This is a genomic window from Candidatus Nitrospira neuquenensis (genome assembly GCF_979578155.1).
In genome coordinates this window covers 123,730-138,261 of the sequence record NZ_CEFZDU010000002.1, presented here as the reverse complement: position 1 = coordinate 138,261, position 14,532 = coordinate 123,730, and the positions used below count along the sequence as shown (strand labels likewise).

The following is a 14,532-nucleotide window of genomic DNA, read 5'->3' as shown; positions in this document are numbered from 1 at the left end:
AGAGGGGTCAATTTCACATGATGACAGGGGTCAATTTGGCATGATTACTGACAGAAGGTCGTAGAACGGCTCACCAGTGAGTCCGCGGTGGCGGGGCGGGGGCTGCTGGAGAGCCCGATTGCCCGTGGGCCCCGGCGCCCCCGGCTCGCCGTCATCCACGGGAACCCCGGGCTGCGGGCAGGCCGGGAGACCAGTTGGCCGGAGCTCGCGGTCCGGCGATGTGTCGTGCAGACGCTGCGGAACCTGGACCGCCATGCCCCTCGCAGAAGCTCCTGTTGTGCTTCCTCAGACCTTTCGCGTTGTCACATAGGCGAAAAAACAGTATCCTCGTGGCGTCATGCCTCGTACCCTCGACACCATCGAGCAAGCTCTCCTGCCCGCCCTCCACGAAACCATCCAGGCAGCCGACCGCGCCGACTGTTGCGTCGGCGTTTTCAATCTTGCGCGGGTGGACGCAGCTCGACCGCTGGGGCGCCCCGACCGATGCCTGACCACAACTACTTCGCAAACCTGATCTGGCAGATCGCCGACCTCCTGCGCGGCCCCTACCGCCCCCCGCAGTACGAGCGCGTGATGCTGCCCATGACGGTGCTGCGCCGCTTCGACTGCGTGCTTGGCACCACCAAGGCCAAGGTGCTGGCCGAATACGCGCGCGCCAAGGACAAGTTCAAGGGCGAGGCGCTGGATGCCCGGCTCAACAAAGCCTCGGGCCAGCGTTTCCACAATCACTCACCGCTCGACTTCGAGAAGCTCAAGGGCGACCCGGACCATATCGCCCAGCACCTGGTGAGCTACATCAAGGGCTTCTCGGCCAACGTGCGCCGCATCTTCGAGTTCTTCGAGTTCGAGGCCGAGATCGAGAAGATGCGCGAGGCGAACATCCTTTACCTCGTGGTCTCGAAGTTCGCCGACGTGGACCTGCACCCCGAGCGGGTGCCGAACGAGCAGATGGGGCTCATCTTCGAGAACCTGATCCGGCGCTTCAACGAGCTGGCGAACGAGACCGCGGGCGATCACTTCACGCCGCGCGAAGTCATCCGGCTGATGGTGAGCCTGCTCTTCATCCAGGACGACAAGCTGCTCGCCACGCCCGGCACCGTGCGCAAGCTCCTCGACCCGGCCTGCGGCACCGGCGGCATGCTGGCCGAGGCCCAGAACTACCTGCGCGAGCACCACCCCCAGGCCAGACTCTTTGTGTACGGGCAGGACTACAACAAGCGCGCCTTCGCCACCGCGGCCTCCGACATGTTGATGAAGCACGTGGATCACAACGGTACGGGCAACAACATCCGCTTCGGCGACAGCTTCACGGAGGACCAGTTCGCGGGCGAGACGTTCGACTACTTCCTCACCAACCCGCCCTTCGGCGTGGACTGGAAGAAGCAGCAGAAGGAAATCGAGCGCGAGCACGACAAGCTGGGCTTCGCCGGCCGCTTCGGCGCGGGGCTCCCGCGCGTGAACGACGGCGCGCTGCTCTTCCTCCAGCACATGATCGCCAAGTTCGAACCAGTGCAACCCCAGAAGCACAAGCACCTGCCTGCCGCGCTTGCGGCGCAGGCAGGCGGCTCGCGCCTGGCCATCGTCTTTTCCGGCTCGCCGCTCTTCACCGGCGGCGCAGGCTCCGGCGAGAGCGACATCCGCAAGTGGATCATCGAGAACGACTGGCTCGAGGCCATCGTCGCCCTGCCCGAGCAGATGTTCTACAACACCGGCATCGGCACCTACGTCTGGATCGTCACCAACCGCAAGGAGAGGCGGCGCAAGGGCAAGATCCAGCTCCTCGACGCACGCGAGTTCTGGACGGCCGGGGGGAGCGAGGAGAGCAAGCGCAGCCTCGGCGACAAGCGCCGCCACCTCTCGGCGGCGCAGATCGAGGAGATCGTGCGCCTGTACGGGCGCTTCGAGAATAACGAGCGTTCCAGGATCTTCGACAACGCCGATTTCGGCTACACCCGCGTCACCGTCGAGCGCCCGCTGCGCCTCACCTACCGGATGACCACCGAGGACAAGGCGCGTTTCCTCGACGCGTACCCGCACCTGCTTGACGACGTGCAGGCCATCGACGAGGCGTTGGGGCGCGAGCCGCAACGCGACTGGAACGCCGTGTGGGAGCGCATCCAGGATCTGCTACACGAGCGCCGCTCGCGCTGGAAGGCGCCCGAGCAGAAGCTCTTCCGCAGCGTCTTCACCGTGAAGGATCCTCAGGCTGCACCGGTTCTGCTCCCCTCACCCGCTGGGAGAGGGGCTGGGGGTGAGGGTACGCGTCCCGCGTATGAGCCCGACCCGGACCTGCGCGACTTCGAGAGCGTGCCGCTCAAAGAGGACATCGCTTCCTACTTCGAGCGCGAGGTGCGCCCGCACGTGCCCGATGCCTGGATGGACAGAGCCAAGGACAAGGTGGGCTACGAGATCAACTTCAACCGGCACTTCTACAAGTACACCCCGCCGCGCCCGCTGGAGGAGATCGATGCGGAGCTGAAGCAGGCGGAGGAGGAGATCATGCGGCTGCTGCGCGAGGTCACGCAGTGAGGGACAAACCGGCAAAGGCATCCGCTGTTCCGGCTACCGCAGACAGGTTGCTTGGCGACATCCGGCGGCTGATCGAAGAAGCCCGTGCCGCCGTCGCGGTTACGGTGAACGCCGGCCTGACCATGCTGTATTGGCGGATCGGCGAGCGGATCCGCCGGGAAATCCTGAAGGGGACCAGGGCGGCATACGGACAAGAGATTGTCGCGACAGTATCGAGACAATTGGAAACGGAGTATGGACGGGGATTTTCCGAGAAAAGCCTGCGACACATGATCCGCTTTGCCGAGGTGTTCCCCGACGAAAAGATTGTCTCAGCGCTGATGAGACAATTGAGCTGGACGCACTTCCTTGCCATCATGTATCTGCCGGACCCGGTGCAGCGCGATTTCTACGCCGAGATGTGCAGGGTAGAGCGATGGAGCACCCGAACGCTGCAGCAGAAGATCGCGTCCATGCTGTATGAGCGCACGGCGCTTTCCAGAAAACCGGCAGACTTGGCAAGAAACGAACTGCAAGCCCTGCGCGACGAAGACCGCATGTCGCCCGACCTCGTCTTCCGGGATCCGTATCTGCTGGATTTCCTCGGCCTACGGGACGCGTTTCAGGAAAAGGATCTCGAAGCGGCCATCCTCCGGGAGATGGAGGCTTTTTTGCTGGAACTGGGCGGCGGGTTCACGTTCGTGGCACGCCAAAAGCGCATCACGGTGGATCACGACGAGTTCTATCTCGACCTGCTCTTTTTCCACCGCGACCTGCGGCGGCTGGTGGCCGTGGAACTCAAGCTCGACCGCTTTCGGCCCGAGCACAAAGGCCAGATGGAGCTGTACCTGCGCTGGCTCGACCAACACGAGCGCCGGCCGGGCGAAGAACCGCCGCTCGGCATCATCCTCTGCGCCGGCAAGAGCGCCGAACAGATCGAGTTGCTGGAACTGGGACAGTCCGGCATCCATGTCGCCGAATACCTGACCGCACTGCCGCCCAAGGAGGTCCTCCAGCGCAGACTGCACGCGGCCATCGAACGCTCCCGACAGGCGTTGGAACAGCGGGCCGCGCGCGAAGCGACACCCGCCTCCGCCCTGCCCGGCAAGGCGCGACTCCGCAAGAAGCAAAGGGGGCGGAAATGAAGACTTTCCGTACGGGCGGTGATCCCTCGGCTGCTGCGGGAGGTGACGGAGTGAGTGTGGTTGCACCAAAGTCCTGGCCGAGCAAGAAGCTGCGGTTCCTAACATCTCGGAACGCTGCGGTTCAGCGGCGGCAGCGCCCTTGTCTTTCTGAGGTGACGTTTCTGCCTATGGAAGCCATCGGCGAACAGGGGCAGCTCGATATATCAACCACTCGCCCGATCGAAGAGGTCGAGTCGGGCTACTCGCAGTTTTTCGATGGAGATGTCGTGATCGCGAAGATCACCCCGTGTTTCGAGAACGGGAAAGGTGCCCTGATTCAAGGCATGCTCGGTGGCGTCGGTTACGGCACAACAGAGCTACACGTCCTCACGCCGGGGCCGGAACTCGATGGCAAGTTCCTCTATTATGTAACGGTTGATCCACGCTTCCGGAAGCTTGGCGAAGCGAGCATGACCGGCGCAGCGGGCCAGCAGCGCGTGCCAGAGGATTTTATTCGCGACTATCGGATCCCTGTCCCGCCGCTCCCCACGCAACGCGCTATCGCCGACTACCTCGACCGCGAGACGACGCGGATCGATGCGTTGATTGCGGCGAAGGAGCGCGTGCTCGCGCTGCTGGCCGAGAAGCGCCGGGCGCTCATCACCCGCGCCGTCACCCGTGGCCTCGACCCGAACGCCCCCATGAAGGATTCCGGCATCCTGTGGCTTGGGGAGATTCCGGTGCATTGGAAAGCCACCCGCCTGAAGTTCCATCTTCATCGCATCGAGCAGGGGTGGTCGCCGCAATGCGAGGCTGTGCCGGCAGGCCCGGACGATTGGGGAGTACTCAAGGCTGGCTGCGTGAATGGCGATGCGTTCAACCCCGACGAGAATAAGCGTTTGCCGGACCACGAAACTCCGCTGCCAAATCTCGAGATTCGCCCCGGTGACGTATTGATGAGTCGGGCCAACACGACCGATCTCCTAGGCAGCGCCGCGATTGCGCATGATGTTCGCCCGCGACTCCTGCTTTGCGACAAGCTGTACAGACTCGATGTAAACACTGCCGCATTGCTGAAAGGGTTTCTTGTCTACTTCCTGCGCACGCCTTCGGGCAGGTTCGATTTTGAGCGCACAGCGACAGGCGCGAGCAACTCAATGCAGAACATCAGCCAGGAAGTGGTGCGGAACGTCTGGCTACCTGTGCCCCCGCTGGACGAGCAACGTGCCATCGTCGAACACATCACCGAGGAGACCGCCAAGCTCGATGCCCTTCGCGCCGCGACCGAGCGCAGCATCGCGCTGCTCAAGGAACGGCGCGCCGCGCTCATCAGTGCGGCCGTGACCGGACAGATTGACGTGGGGAGCGCGGCATGACGCGCGTCGCGGTCAAGCCGGAGCTGTTGCGCTGGGCCTGCGAACGCGCTGGGTACCAGCCGCGCAACCTCGCGGCCCGCTTCCGCCAGCTCCCCGCCTGGGAGCGCGGCGAGAAGCGACCGACCTTCAAACAACTCGAGAATTTCGCCAAGGCGACGCACACCCCCTTCGGGTACTTCTTCCTCTCTGAGCCACCCGAGGAACCGATGCCAATCCCGGACTTCCGCACCGTCCGGGACGCCCGCCTGCGGCGGCCGAGCCCTGACCTGCTCGACATCGTCTATCTGTGCCAGCTCCGGCAGGACTGGTATCGCGACTTCGCGCGCGCCGAGGGCATGGAACCCATGCCGTTCGTGGGCGCCGTGACCGTGAGCGATGACGTGGTGCGAACGGCGGCGACGATGCGCGAGACCCTCGGATTCGACCTCGATGCTCGGCGCCAGATGCCCACGTGGACCGAAGCGCTGCGCCGCTTCATCGAGCAGGCCGATGCGCTGGGCGTGCTGGTGATGGTGAGCGGAGTCGTCGGGAGCAACAACCGGCGCAAGCTCGATCCTGAGGAGTTCCGCGGCTTCGCGCTTGCCGATCCGCTTGCGCCGCTCGTGTTCATCAACGGCGCCGATACCAAGGCGGCACAGATGTTCACGCTCGCCCACGAGCTGGCGCATATCTGGCTCGGTCAAACCGCCCTGTCGGATTCGCAGCCGGCCGAAGCTCCGGCGCAAGCGGTGGAGCGCTGGTGCAACCGCGTGGCGGCGGAACTGCTCGTTCCGCTCGAGACCTTCCGTGCAGAGCACAATCGCCGCGCGGAACTGGGCCCCGAACTCAATCGGTTGGCGCGCCGGTTCAAGGTAAGCACGCTGGTCGTGTTGCGCCGCATGCACGACGCGGGCACGCTGCGCGGCGACACGTACTGGAACGCGTACGAAGAGGAAGTGCGGCGCCTGCGGAATCTTCCGAAGGGCAGCGGCGGGGATTTCTACCTGACTCTTGGAGCCCGCGTGTCGAAACGCTTCGCCCGCGCCCTGGTCTTGAGCACCTTGGAGGGCCGAACGCTGTACCGAGAAGCCTTTCGCATGCTGGGAATCAAGCGGGATGCGACTTTCCGTGAACTCGGCGGGCAATTGGGGGTGGTGGTCTGATGGCCTACCTCCTCGATGCCAACGTGTTCATCGAGGCGAAGCGGCACCACTACGGCTTCGATTTTTGCCCCGCCTTCTGGGACTGGCTCGATAGGCAGCATGCGGCCGGCAAGGTGTTCAGCATCGAGAAGGTGGGTGACGAGCTGCGCGCGGGGAACGACGAGCTGAGCGACTGGGCGCGTCAGCGCGGGCCGGTGTTCTTCCTGCCGCCCGATGATCGAATGCTGCCTAGCCTTGCCGCCGTTGCGGAGTGGGTACGCGGCCAGAGCTATCGTCCGGGCGCCATCGGCGCGTTCCTCGAAGACGCCGACTACTACCTCGTCGCTCACGCCCACGCGCACCGCCGTGTGGTCGTCACGCACGAGGTGCCGAGCGACGGCGTGCGTCAGGTGAAGATCCCGAACGTCGCCATCGGCATGAGGCTGAAGTGCATGACGCCCTATGAGATGCTGCGACTGGAACGGGCACGATTCATCCTGGGGCCGAGACGATGAGCGATCCCCGCCATTCCGAATCCGCCTTCGAGACCGCCATCGAGCAGCATCTGCTCGCCAACGGATACGTGTCCATCTCCCGCGATGGCTTCGACCGGGAGCGCGCGATCTTTCCCGACGTGGCGCTCGGGTTCATCCGCGAGACCCAGCCCACCGAATGGGCGAAGCTGGAGGCGCTGCACGGCGTAAAGACCGGCGAGCAGGTGCTGGCGGACCTCACCAAGTGGATGGACCTGAACGGCTCGCTCGCCACGCTTCGGCACGGCTTCAAGTGCTACGGCCGGACGCTGCGCGTGGCGTTCTTCAAGGCCGCCCATGAGCTCAACCCGGAACTCGAGGCGCGCTATGCGGCCAACCGTCTTGGCATCACGCGCCAGCTTCACTACTCGCCGCGCTCGGAGCAGTCGCTCGACGTGACGCTGAGCCTCAACGGCATTCCCGTGGTCACCGTGGAACTCAAGAACCCGCTCACCGGGCAGACGGTGAACGACGCAATGCGCCAGTACCGGCGCGACCGCGACCCGCGCGAGCCGATCTTCGAGTTCAAGCGCCGCACGCTGGTGCACTTCGCCGCGGACACCGAGTCGGTGCGCATGACCACGCGGCTCGCGGGCAGCGCGACGCATTTTCTCCCCTTCGACAAGGGTTGCGACGGCGGCGCCGGCAACCCGCCCGATCCGGCCGGACGCACCTATCGCACGGCCTATCTGTGGGAAGAGGCGCTTTCGCGCGACAGTCTGCTCGACATCCTCGCGCGGTTCATCCACCTGCAGATCGAGGAGAAGCGCGACGATCAGGGCCGCAAGGTGAAGGTCGAATCCATGATCTTCCCGCGCTACCACCAGCTCGACGCCGTGCGCCGGCTCGTGGACGCGGCGCGAACCGAGGGCGTGGGCCACAACTATCTCGTCGAGCACTCGGCGGGCAGCGGCAAGAGCAACACCATCGGCTGGCTCGCGCACCGGCTCGCGTCTTTGCACGATGCGACCAACCGGCGCGTCTTCGACAGCGTGATCGTGGTCACCGACCGGGTGGTGCTGGATCAGCAGCTCCAGGACACGATCTATCAGTTCGAGCACAAGCGCGGGGTGGTGCAGAGGATCGACGAGAGCTCGCGCCAGCTCGCGGAGGCACTAGAAAACGCCGTCCCGATCATCATCACGACGCTGCAGAAGTTTCCGTTCGTCTCGCGCCAGTTGCTCAAGCTGGCCGAGGAGCGCGGCGAGCGCGGCACGGGCGTGCTGCCGACTCGGCGCTGCGCGGTGATCGTGGACGAGGCGCACAGCTCGCAGGGCGGCGAGACGGCGACCGACCTGAAAGAGGTGCTCGGCGGCGAGGTGTTGCGGGAGGAGGCGGCTCGCGACGCGGCCGAGGAAGGCGCGCCCGATCTGGAAGAGCTCTTCCGCAGCATGGCCAAGCGCGGCCGGCAGGCGAACCTGAGCTTTTTCGCCTTCACGGCCACGCCCAAGCACAAGACGCTCGCGGTCTTCGGACGGAACGGCGGGCCGATCCACCGCTACACGATGCGCCAGGCGATCGAGGAAGGTTTCATCCTCGATGTGCTCCAGCATTACACCACCTATGCGACCTACTACAAGCTGCTCAAGGCCTGCGCCGACGACCCCCACGTCGAGCGCAAGAAGGCCGCCCGGGCGCTTGCGCGCTTCATGAAGCTGCACCCGCACAACATCGCGCAGAAGACCGAAGTCATGGCCGAGCACTTCCAGGCGGTCACGCGCCACAAGATCGGCGGTCGGGCCAAAGCGATGGTAGTTACGGGCTCGCGGCTTGAGGCGGTGCGCTACAAGCAGAGCTTCGATCGCTACATCCGGGAGAAGGGCTACGCGATCAAGACCCTGGTGGCCTTCTCCGGCACGGTGGTGGACGACAAGCTCCCAGGCGTGACCTACACCGAGGAGCAGATGAATCTCGGCATCCGCGAGAAGGAGCTACCTGAGAAGTTTGCAACGCAGGAATACCAAGTCCTGCTCGTGGCGGAGAAGTATCAGACCGGGTTCGATCAGCCGCTGTTGCACACGATGTACGTGGACAAGCGGCTGGCCGGCATCCAGGCCGTGCAGACGCTCTCGCGCCTCAACCGCACGCATCCGCTCAAGGAAGACACCTTCGTGCTGGACTTCGTGAACGACCGGGAGGAGATCCGCGAGGCGTTCAAGGCCTACTACGAAGGCGCGGTGATGGGCGGAGAGGTCGATCCCGCCCGTCTGTACGCAGTCAAGGGCGAGCTCGATGCGGCCGGTATTTACCTGGCCGAGGAGGTCGAGCGGTTCTGCGCGGTCTACTTCAAACCGAAGCAGCGCCAGAGCGCGCAGGACCATCAGGCCATGAATGCGGCGCTCGATCCCGCGGTGTCGCGGTTCGGCGTGCGCTGGCGAGACAAGGAAGAAGAGGCGGAGCTGTTCCGAAGCAAAATCCAGGCGTTCCGCAATCTGTACGCCTTCCTCAGCCAGATCATCCCCTACCAGGACTCCGACCTCGAGCGCCTCTACGTGTTTCTCCGCCACCTGGCGGCGAAGCTCCCGCGGCGCCATCGCGGCCCGCTCTATCAGTTCGACGACGAGGTGCGGCTCGAGTACTACCGGCTGCAGAAGATCAGCGAGGGCTCGATCTCGCTCAAAGACGGCACGGCCCAGCCGCTCGATGGGCCGAAGGAAGTCGGCTCCGGCTTGGCGCGAGAGGAGGCCGTCCCGCTCTCGCAGCTCATCGACCTGGTCAACGAGCGGTTCGGCACGGACTTCACCCAGGCCGACCAGCTCTTCTTCGATCAGATCGTCGCGGCCGCGGTAACGGACGAGGGCCTGCGGCAGGCGGCCGCCGTGAATCCCGCGGACAAGTTCGAGCTGGTATTCCGCGGGCTGCTTGAGCGGCTGTTCGTCGAGCGCATGGATCAGAACGAGGAGATCTTCGTCCGCTACATGAACGACGTACCGTTTCGCGATCTCGTGAGTGCGTGGATGGCGTCGGAGGCGTACCGGCGGTTGCGAGCCGACTCGGCGGAACCGGGGACGGCGGCGTCCGAACGACCGCTCCCGCCGGGATTGCATCTGGTCGAAGGCCGTCCCGAAGAGCGCTATGTCACTTGCGCGCCGCTCGTTCCGCTCAAGGCCGCCGCCGGCGCGTTCGGCGATCCGCAGCACATCGAGGACGACGGCTTCGAGTGGGTCGCGGTCGCGTCGCGCCACCGTCTCCGCAAGGGCATGTTCGTGGCTCAAGTCGTCGGCAAGTCCATGGAGCCGGCGATTCCGGACGGCGCGTACTGCCTCTTCCGCGCCCCGGTCGAGGGCACGCGCCAGGGCAAGACCGTGCTCGTCCAGCTCCGCGACGCGACCGACCCCGAGACCGGCGAGCGCTATACCGTCAAGCGCTACGAGAGCGAGAAGGCGACCCGTGGCGACTCCTGGCGCCACACGAAGATCACGCTCAAGCCGATCAATCCGGCCTTCGAGCCCATCGGGCTGACCGGCGCGGACGAGGGGCGGGTGAAGGTCGTGGCGGAGCTGGTCGAGGTGCTCGGCAGTGGACGAAGATAAGGGCGTCAGTTGTCCGGAAAGGTACCGGGAGTCTTTCGGCGCGGTCGCATCTTCACCTATGCCCCTTCCTTCACCTCGTGCTGCCGTCGCACGTTGAGCGCGCTTCTGGCGGAGCGCGGATGCTCGCGGGTCGTCCCGGCATCGCCGGATCGCTCATGAGCAGCTCTGGGGCGATGCCCCCGCAGTCGCTCACGCGCGCGATAAACTCCCGTTCCGGGGTCGCGGCATTGGGTGCTCAGCACCTAACTTCTGGCGGCGAAGCGCTTCCGCCGGCTCGCGTCCACGAGCCGGGTATTTGACGAGGTCGAGAGCGAGCTGCGTGGAGAGACCACACGGCCCCCTCGGATGGTCCGCGTCCGATAAAAGACGCCCTCATCGTACGGCTCCAAGCGATGGACGGCGCCGGCGGATTCCACGGGCCCGAGATCCAGAGTTTTCACGAGCCGCTCCCGATCCCCTACGAAGTAGGCATGCACGTCCGGTGAGCGGACAAAGGGGGCGATACCCGCCGCTCCGCTGTGGAGGGTCAGGGCCACCGCCTCCTTCTTGCTCAGGGCGGGGCCGCCCAAGGGCGGTGATCGCTCGGGCCGGGAAGCGCGGCTCGCCCACGGACTCGACCTCGCAGATGCCCCGGGGCGAGGGCCTGCCCGCTCGGACCGTCAGGGCAAGATCCCAAGGGTCCTCCCGGCAAGGCCGCAGAACCTCCGCCTCGAGGGCCTGGAGCCGCTCCGGGAGCCGCTGGACGCAAGCGGCTGGAAATTTGAGCGCGGCGGAGCCGCCCGCTCTCCCTCAGGCACCCAGCCCTCCCAGCCCTCCAAAGAACTCGACGAGGCCGGCTACCACCAGATGCCGTTGCTTGTCCACCGTGATGACATGGTAGCAGTCATCGAGCAAGATCAGCCGCTTCTCCTTCGAGCCGATCTCGCCGAAGACGAGCGCGGCGTTGCGGGGACTGGTCATGTCGTCCTCCTTGGCCTGCAGGATCACGGTCGGGGCCGTCACCGCGCCGAAGCGCGGACGGACCGCGGCGATCAACCGATCGACGTCCGCGAGGGTTTTCAACGGAAATAGCGGATACCCCAGCGAGGCCGACGACGGCGGCCGACTCCCCTTGCGTTCCGTCGGGCGGGCTCGCCTCATCCGATCCCGGAGCCACTCCCGCAGAATCGCCGCGGGGCGGTAGGCGGCCCGGACCCGCGCCTGACGGACGGGGTCCTTGATGCCGAAGGGCGGGCCGTCGATGTGGAACAGCCAGTGCTGCCAGGAGGGCGGCACGACGCGCAGGGCCAGAGGAAGCAGGGCGTGCGACCACGGCGTGTTCCACCCGTCATACACGAGCGTCGGGGACATGACGCCCACGCCGTCGACCGGGAGGGCGGCGGCCGCGTCCAACGCCAGAAGGGCTCCCGCACTCAGGCCGGCGACGAAGACCACGCCGTAGCGGCGCCGCGCAAAGACGAGCTGCGCCCGCACGTGCCGGCGCCAATCCTGCTCGTCGGTCCGCACGAGGTCCCGGAGACTGGTACAGTGCCCGGGCAGCGTGGTGGCGTAGACATCCCACCCATGCCGCGCCAGTCCCTTGGCCAGATAGTGCATCTCGACGGGGGTCCCGGTGACGCCGTGGATGAGGTAGACGAGGACGTGCGAGCCGGCATGGAGGGCGAAGTCCGTCGGCCGGCGGGCCACCATGCCGTCCAGGATGCCGGACCGTTGCAGCCGCCGCGGCGGAGTCAGGCCTGAGCGCATGCCGTGAACAGGCGGTCGAGCAGCTCGATCCCCAGGTCGATCTCCTCCCTGGTGATCTCCAGCGACGGCGCGAGAGTGAAGACGTTCTTGTAATAGCCGCCGATGTCCAGCACCAGCCCCATCGGACCGCGGGGCGTCGGGATGTCGCCCGCCAGCCCCGCCTCGAAGATCCGGTCGGCGAGCGCCTTGTCGGGGGTGAAGCGGTCGGGCCGCGTCACCTCGATCCGCAGCGCCAGGCCCAGACCGCACACGTCGCCGATCGTCCGATGGCGCCGCTTCAGCTCCGCGAGCTGCGACAGGAAATACGCGCCCTTCTCCGGCACCGTCTCCTCGTACCGCCGCTCCTCGATCCAGCGCAGGGTGGCGAGCGCCGCGGCCGTCCCCAGCGGGTTGGACGAGAAGGTCGAATGGGTGGACCCCGGCGGAAAGCGCGCGGGTGAGATCAGCGCCTCCCGGGCCCAGAGGCCGGACAGGGGGTTCAGGCCGTTGGTCATGGCCTTGCCGAAGACGACGATGTCCGGCCGCGCGCCGAAGTGCTCGAGAGCCCAAAATTTCCCCGTCCGGAAGAACCCCATCTGAATTTCATCGTCCACGAGGAGGATCTTGCGCTCGGCCAGGATCCGCTGCAACCGCGCGAAGTACTCCGGCGGCGGGATGATGTACCCGCCCGTCGCCTGCACCGGCTCCACGTAGAAAGCCACGAACTCCGGCTCGTTCGCCCGCGGGTCCCAGAACGAGTTGTACTCGGTCTCGAAGAGGCGCTCGACCTGGTTCACGCAGTAGTACCCGCAGTCGTCGAGCTTCTTGCCGTAGGGGCAGCGGAAACAGTAGGGGAACGGCACGAAGTGCGCGCGGTTTGCGAAGTGTCCGAAGCGACGGCGGTAGCGATAGCTGGAGGTGATCTCGGACGCGCCGAGCGTCCGGCCGTGATAGCCGCCCATGAAGGCCATGCAGAGGGTTTTCCCGGTCCCGTTGCGGACCAGCTTGAGGGAATCCTCGACGGCCTGCGCGCCGCCGACGTTGAACTGCACCCGCCCCTCCAGACCGAAGGCCCGCAGGCATTCACCGGCCAGCTTTTCCGCCACCAGCACTTTCTCCTCGTGCAGGTACTGGCAGGCCAGTTGCGGCAAGCGGTCCAGTTGCGTCTTGACCGCCTCCGTGATGGACCGATTCCGGTAGCCGAAGTTGACGGCCGAGTACCACATCTGCAGGTCCAGGTACGGACGGTCGTCGCGATCGTAGAGGAAGCTGCCCTCGCAGCCTCGAAAGAACTTGGGCAGGGGCGAGTAGTGGACCGTGTCGCCGTGGGAGCAGTACCGGGCCTCCTTGACGCGGAGCGCCTCTTCGGTGGTCTGGATCATGGGCAGAGCCGTCATGGGTCGCGCACCTCCATGGTGGGGAACAGTCGCTCGGCGACGTCGGCGAGCTTCTCGAAGGGTTCATGGGCGAGGCCCTGGAGGTCGCACCATGCTCGGAGCGCCCCCTTGGCGAAGAGCCGCTGGGCCCTGGACGACACGCACCGGTCGGACCGGCCGTCCCCGATGTAGACGGACGTCGCGGGGGAAGCCCCCCCGCGACAGACCAACGCGCACTTGCAGGTCCCGGCGCCGCTGTCGCACCGCGGGGCGGCGAACGGAAAGCTGAGCGACGGCGCGCCCCGTGCATCCCACCGCAGGCGGCTGGAGAACACCGGCAGGTGCAGGAGGCCGTGGCGGCTCAGGACCGCCTCGATGAGCAGGTCGAGGCCGTCGCTCACGATCGCCAGCGGGACGCCGTGCTCGGCGCACCGGCGCTCGAGCGCGACGATCCCCTCGTCGATCGGCAAGGCGGCCGCGAACCGGACCAGGGTGTCCCGATCGGCCTCGATCAGCTCGACCTGGCGGGAGAGGCATTCCCGGGCCGTGATCTCCCCCCGCTCCCATCGCGCCTCCCATTCGATCCAGGCCGGCCGGGCGAACGCCCGCAGCACGGCGTCCGTGGCGTCGACGAGGGTGATCGTCCCGTCGAAATCGCAGCAGACCTGCATCCGCGCGACGCCGCGCCCCCAACCCCCGCCGCATCGGTCGCCGGGGCGGCCGTCCGGCAGGGCAAGCCGCTTCCCGAGCGCCGTCATGACCGCCGCGGGCGGGAGGGGGCGGGGGCCGTCTGGACAGGCCGCGCTCCCGCGACGGCCCGCCGCACGGTGCGGATGAACTCATTCACGGGGTGGGGTTTGGGAATCCACGCATAGCCCCCTTCCCGCGCGACCAACTCGCCGATCCGCTCGCCGGTGAGCACGATGACCGGGAGAGTCGGCCAATGACGACGGACATACTGCAGGAGCTGCAGGCCGTCCATGCGCGGCATGTGGTAATCGGTCACGACGAGGCAATAGGTGTCGGCGACCAGTTTCTGGATCGCCTCCAGCCCGTCGCCCGCCTCGTCGATCGCGTATCCCTCGAAGTCCAGCATGGTCCTGGTCAACTCCCGCGCCTCCGGCATATCGTCCACGAGAAGAATCCGCGGGCACCGGCTCGGCATGCTCCCCTCCTGCAACGGGCCGGCCGACGGCCGGGCTCGCAGGCCCGCCCGGACGGCCGCCTGTCGACGGT

At 66.2% G+C, this 14,532-nt stretch carries 10 protein-coding genes and 1 pseudogene; 7 read left to right on the top strand and 4 right to left on the bottom strand.

Translation table 11 applies throughout. From position 1 onward, the window contains the following. The first annotated feature begins 483 nt into the window (after positions 1 to 483). From AC1U7O_RS01195 to AC1U7O_RS01165, 7 genes and pseudogenes are all read left to right on the top strand, one after another. Complete coding sequence (locus AC1U7O_RS01195; protein WP_479892722.1) at positions 484 to 2,529, top strand: type I restriction-modification system subunit M; 2,046 nt, start codon at positions 484 to 486, stop codon at positions 2,527 to 2,529. Then, complete coding sequence (locus AC1U7O_RS01190) at positions 2,526 to 3,653, top strand: PDDEXK nuclease domain-containing protein (protein ID WP_479892721.1); 1,128 nt, start codon at positions 2,526 to 2,528, stop codon at positions 3,651 to 3,653. The genes AC1U7O_RS01195 and AC1U7O_RS01190 overlap by 4 nt, the downstream gene beginning before the upstream one ends. Positions 3,654 to 3,820: 167 nt before the next feature. Further along, a complete protein-coding gene (locus AC1U7O_RS01185) occupies positions 3,821 to 5,008 on the top strand; it encodes a restriction endonuclease subunit S (protein WP_479892719.1) in 1,188 nt (395 codons plus the stop codon). Beyond that, a complete protein-coding gene (locus AC1U7O_RS01180) occupies positions 5,005 to 6,150 on the top strand; it encodes an ImmA/IrrE family metallo-endopeptidase (RefSeq protein WP_479892718.1) in 1,146 nt (381 codons plus the stop codon). The genes AC1U7O_RS01185 and AC1U7O_RS01180 overlap by 4 nt, the downstream gene beginning before the upstream one ends. Continuing rightward, positions 6,150 to 6,644: a DUF4411 family protein gene (locus AC1U7O_RS01175; protein ID WP_479892717.1), complete on the top strand. Its 495-nt coding sequence runs from the start codon at positions 6,150 to 6,152 to the stop codon at positions 6,642 to 6,644. Before AC1U7O_RS01180 ends, AC1U7O_RS01175 begins: the two co-directional genes overlap by 1 nt. Further along, positions 6,641 to 9,649 (top strand): annotated as a pseudogene (locus AC1U7O_RS01170) (type I restriction endonuclease subunit R); the annotation flags it as partial. The gene AC1U7O_RS01175 and the pseudogene AC1U7O_RS01170, both read left to right, overlap by 4 nt. Then, positions 9,644 to 10,195: a S24 family peptidase gene (locus tag AC1U7O_RS01165; protein ID WP_479892724.1), complete on the top strand. Its 552-nt coding sequence runs from the start codon at positions 9,644 to 9,646 to the stop codon at positions 10,193 to 10,195. The pseudogene AC1U7O_RS01170 and the gene AC1U7O_RS01165, both read left to right, overlap by 6 nt. Positions 10,196 to 10,984: 789 nt before the next feature. On the opposite strand, the gene AC1U7O_RS01160 is transcribed toward AC1U7O_RS01165, so the two are convergent. The 4 genes from AC1U7O_RS01160 to AC1U7O_RS01145 are packed head-to-tail and all read right to left on the bottom strand — an operon-like array spanning position 10,985 to position 14,461. Continuing rightward, the gene (locus tag AC1U7O_RS01160; protein WP_479892716.1) at positions 10,985 to 11,941 is read right to left on the bottom strand and encodes an alpha/beta hydrolase; all 957 of its coding nucleotides are present in this window, start codon (positions 11,939 to 11,941) and stop codon (positions 10,985 to 10,987) included. Further along, positions 11,926 to 13,317 (bottom strand): aspartate aminotransferase family protein, encoded by a 1,392-nt coding sequence (locus AC1U7O_RS01155; RefSeq protein ID WP_479892715.1) that lies wholly within the window; start codon positions 13,315 to 13,317, stop codon positions 11,926 to 11,928. Before AC1U7O_RS01155 ends, AC1U7O_RS01160 begins: the two co-directional genes overlap by 16 nt. Next, positions 13,314 to 14,054 carry an HAD-IB family phosphatase gene (locus tag AC1U7O_RS01150; RefSeq protein ID WP_479892714.1) on the bottom strand — a complete coding sequence of 247 codons (741 nt, stop codon included), beginning with the start codon at positions 14,052 to 14,054 and terminating at the stop codon, positions 13,314 to 13,316. The genes AC1U7O_RS01155 and AC1U7O_RS01150 overlap by 4 nt, the downstream gene beginning before the upstream one ends. After that, positions 14,051 to 14,461, bottom strand: coding sequence for a response regulator (locus AC1U7O_RS01145; RefSeq protein WP_479892713.1), 411 nt, complete (start codon positions 14,459 to 14,461; stop codon positions 14,051 to 14,053). The genes AC1U7O_RS01150 and AC1U7O_RS01145 overlap by 4 nt, the downstream gene beginning before the upstream one ends. Between the last annotated feature and the right edge of the window lie 71 nt (positions 14,462 to 14,532).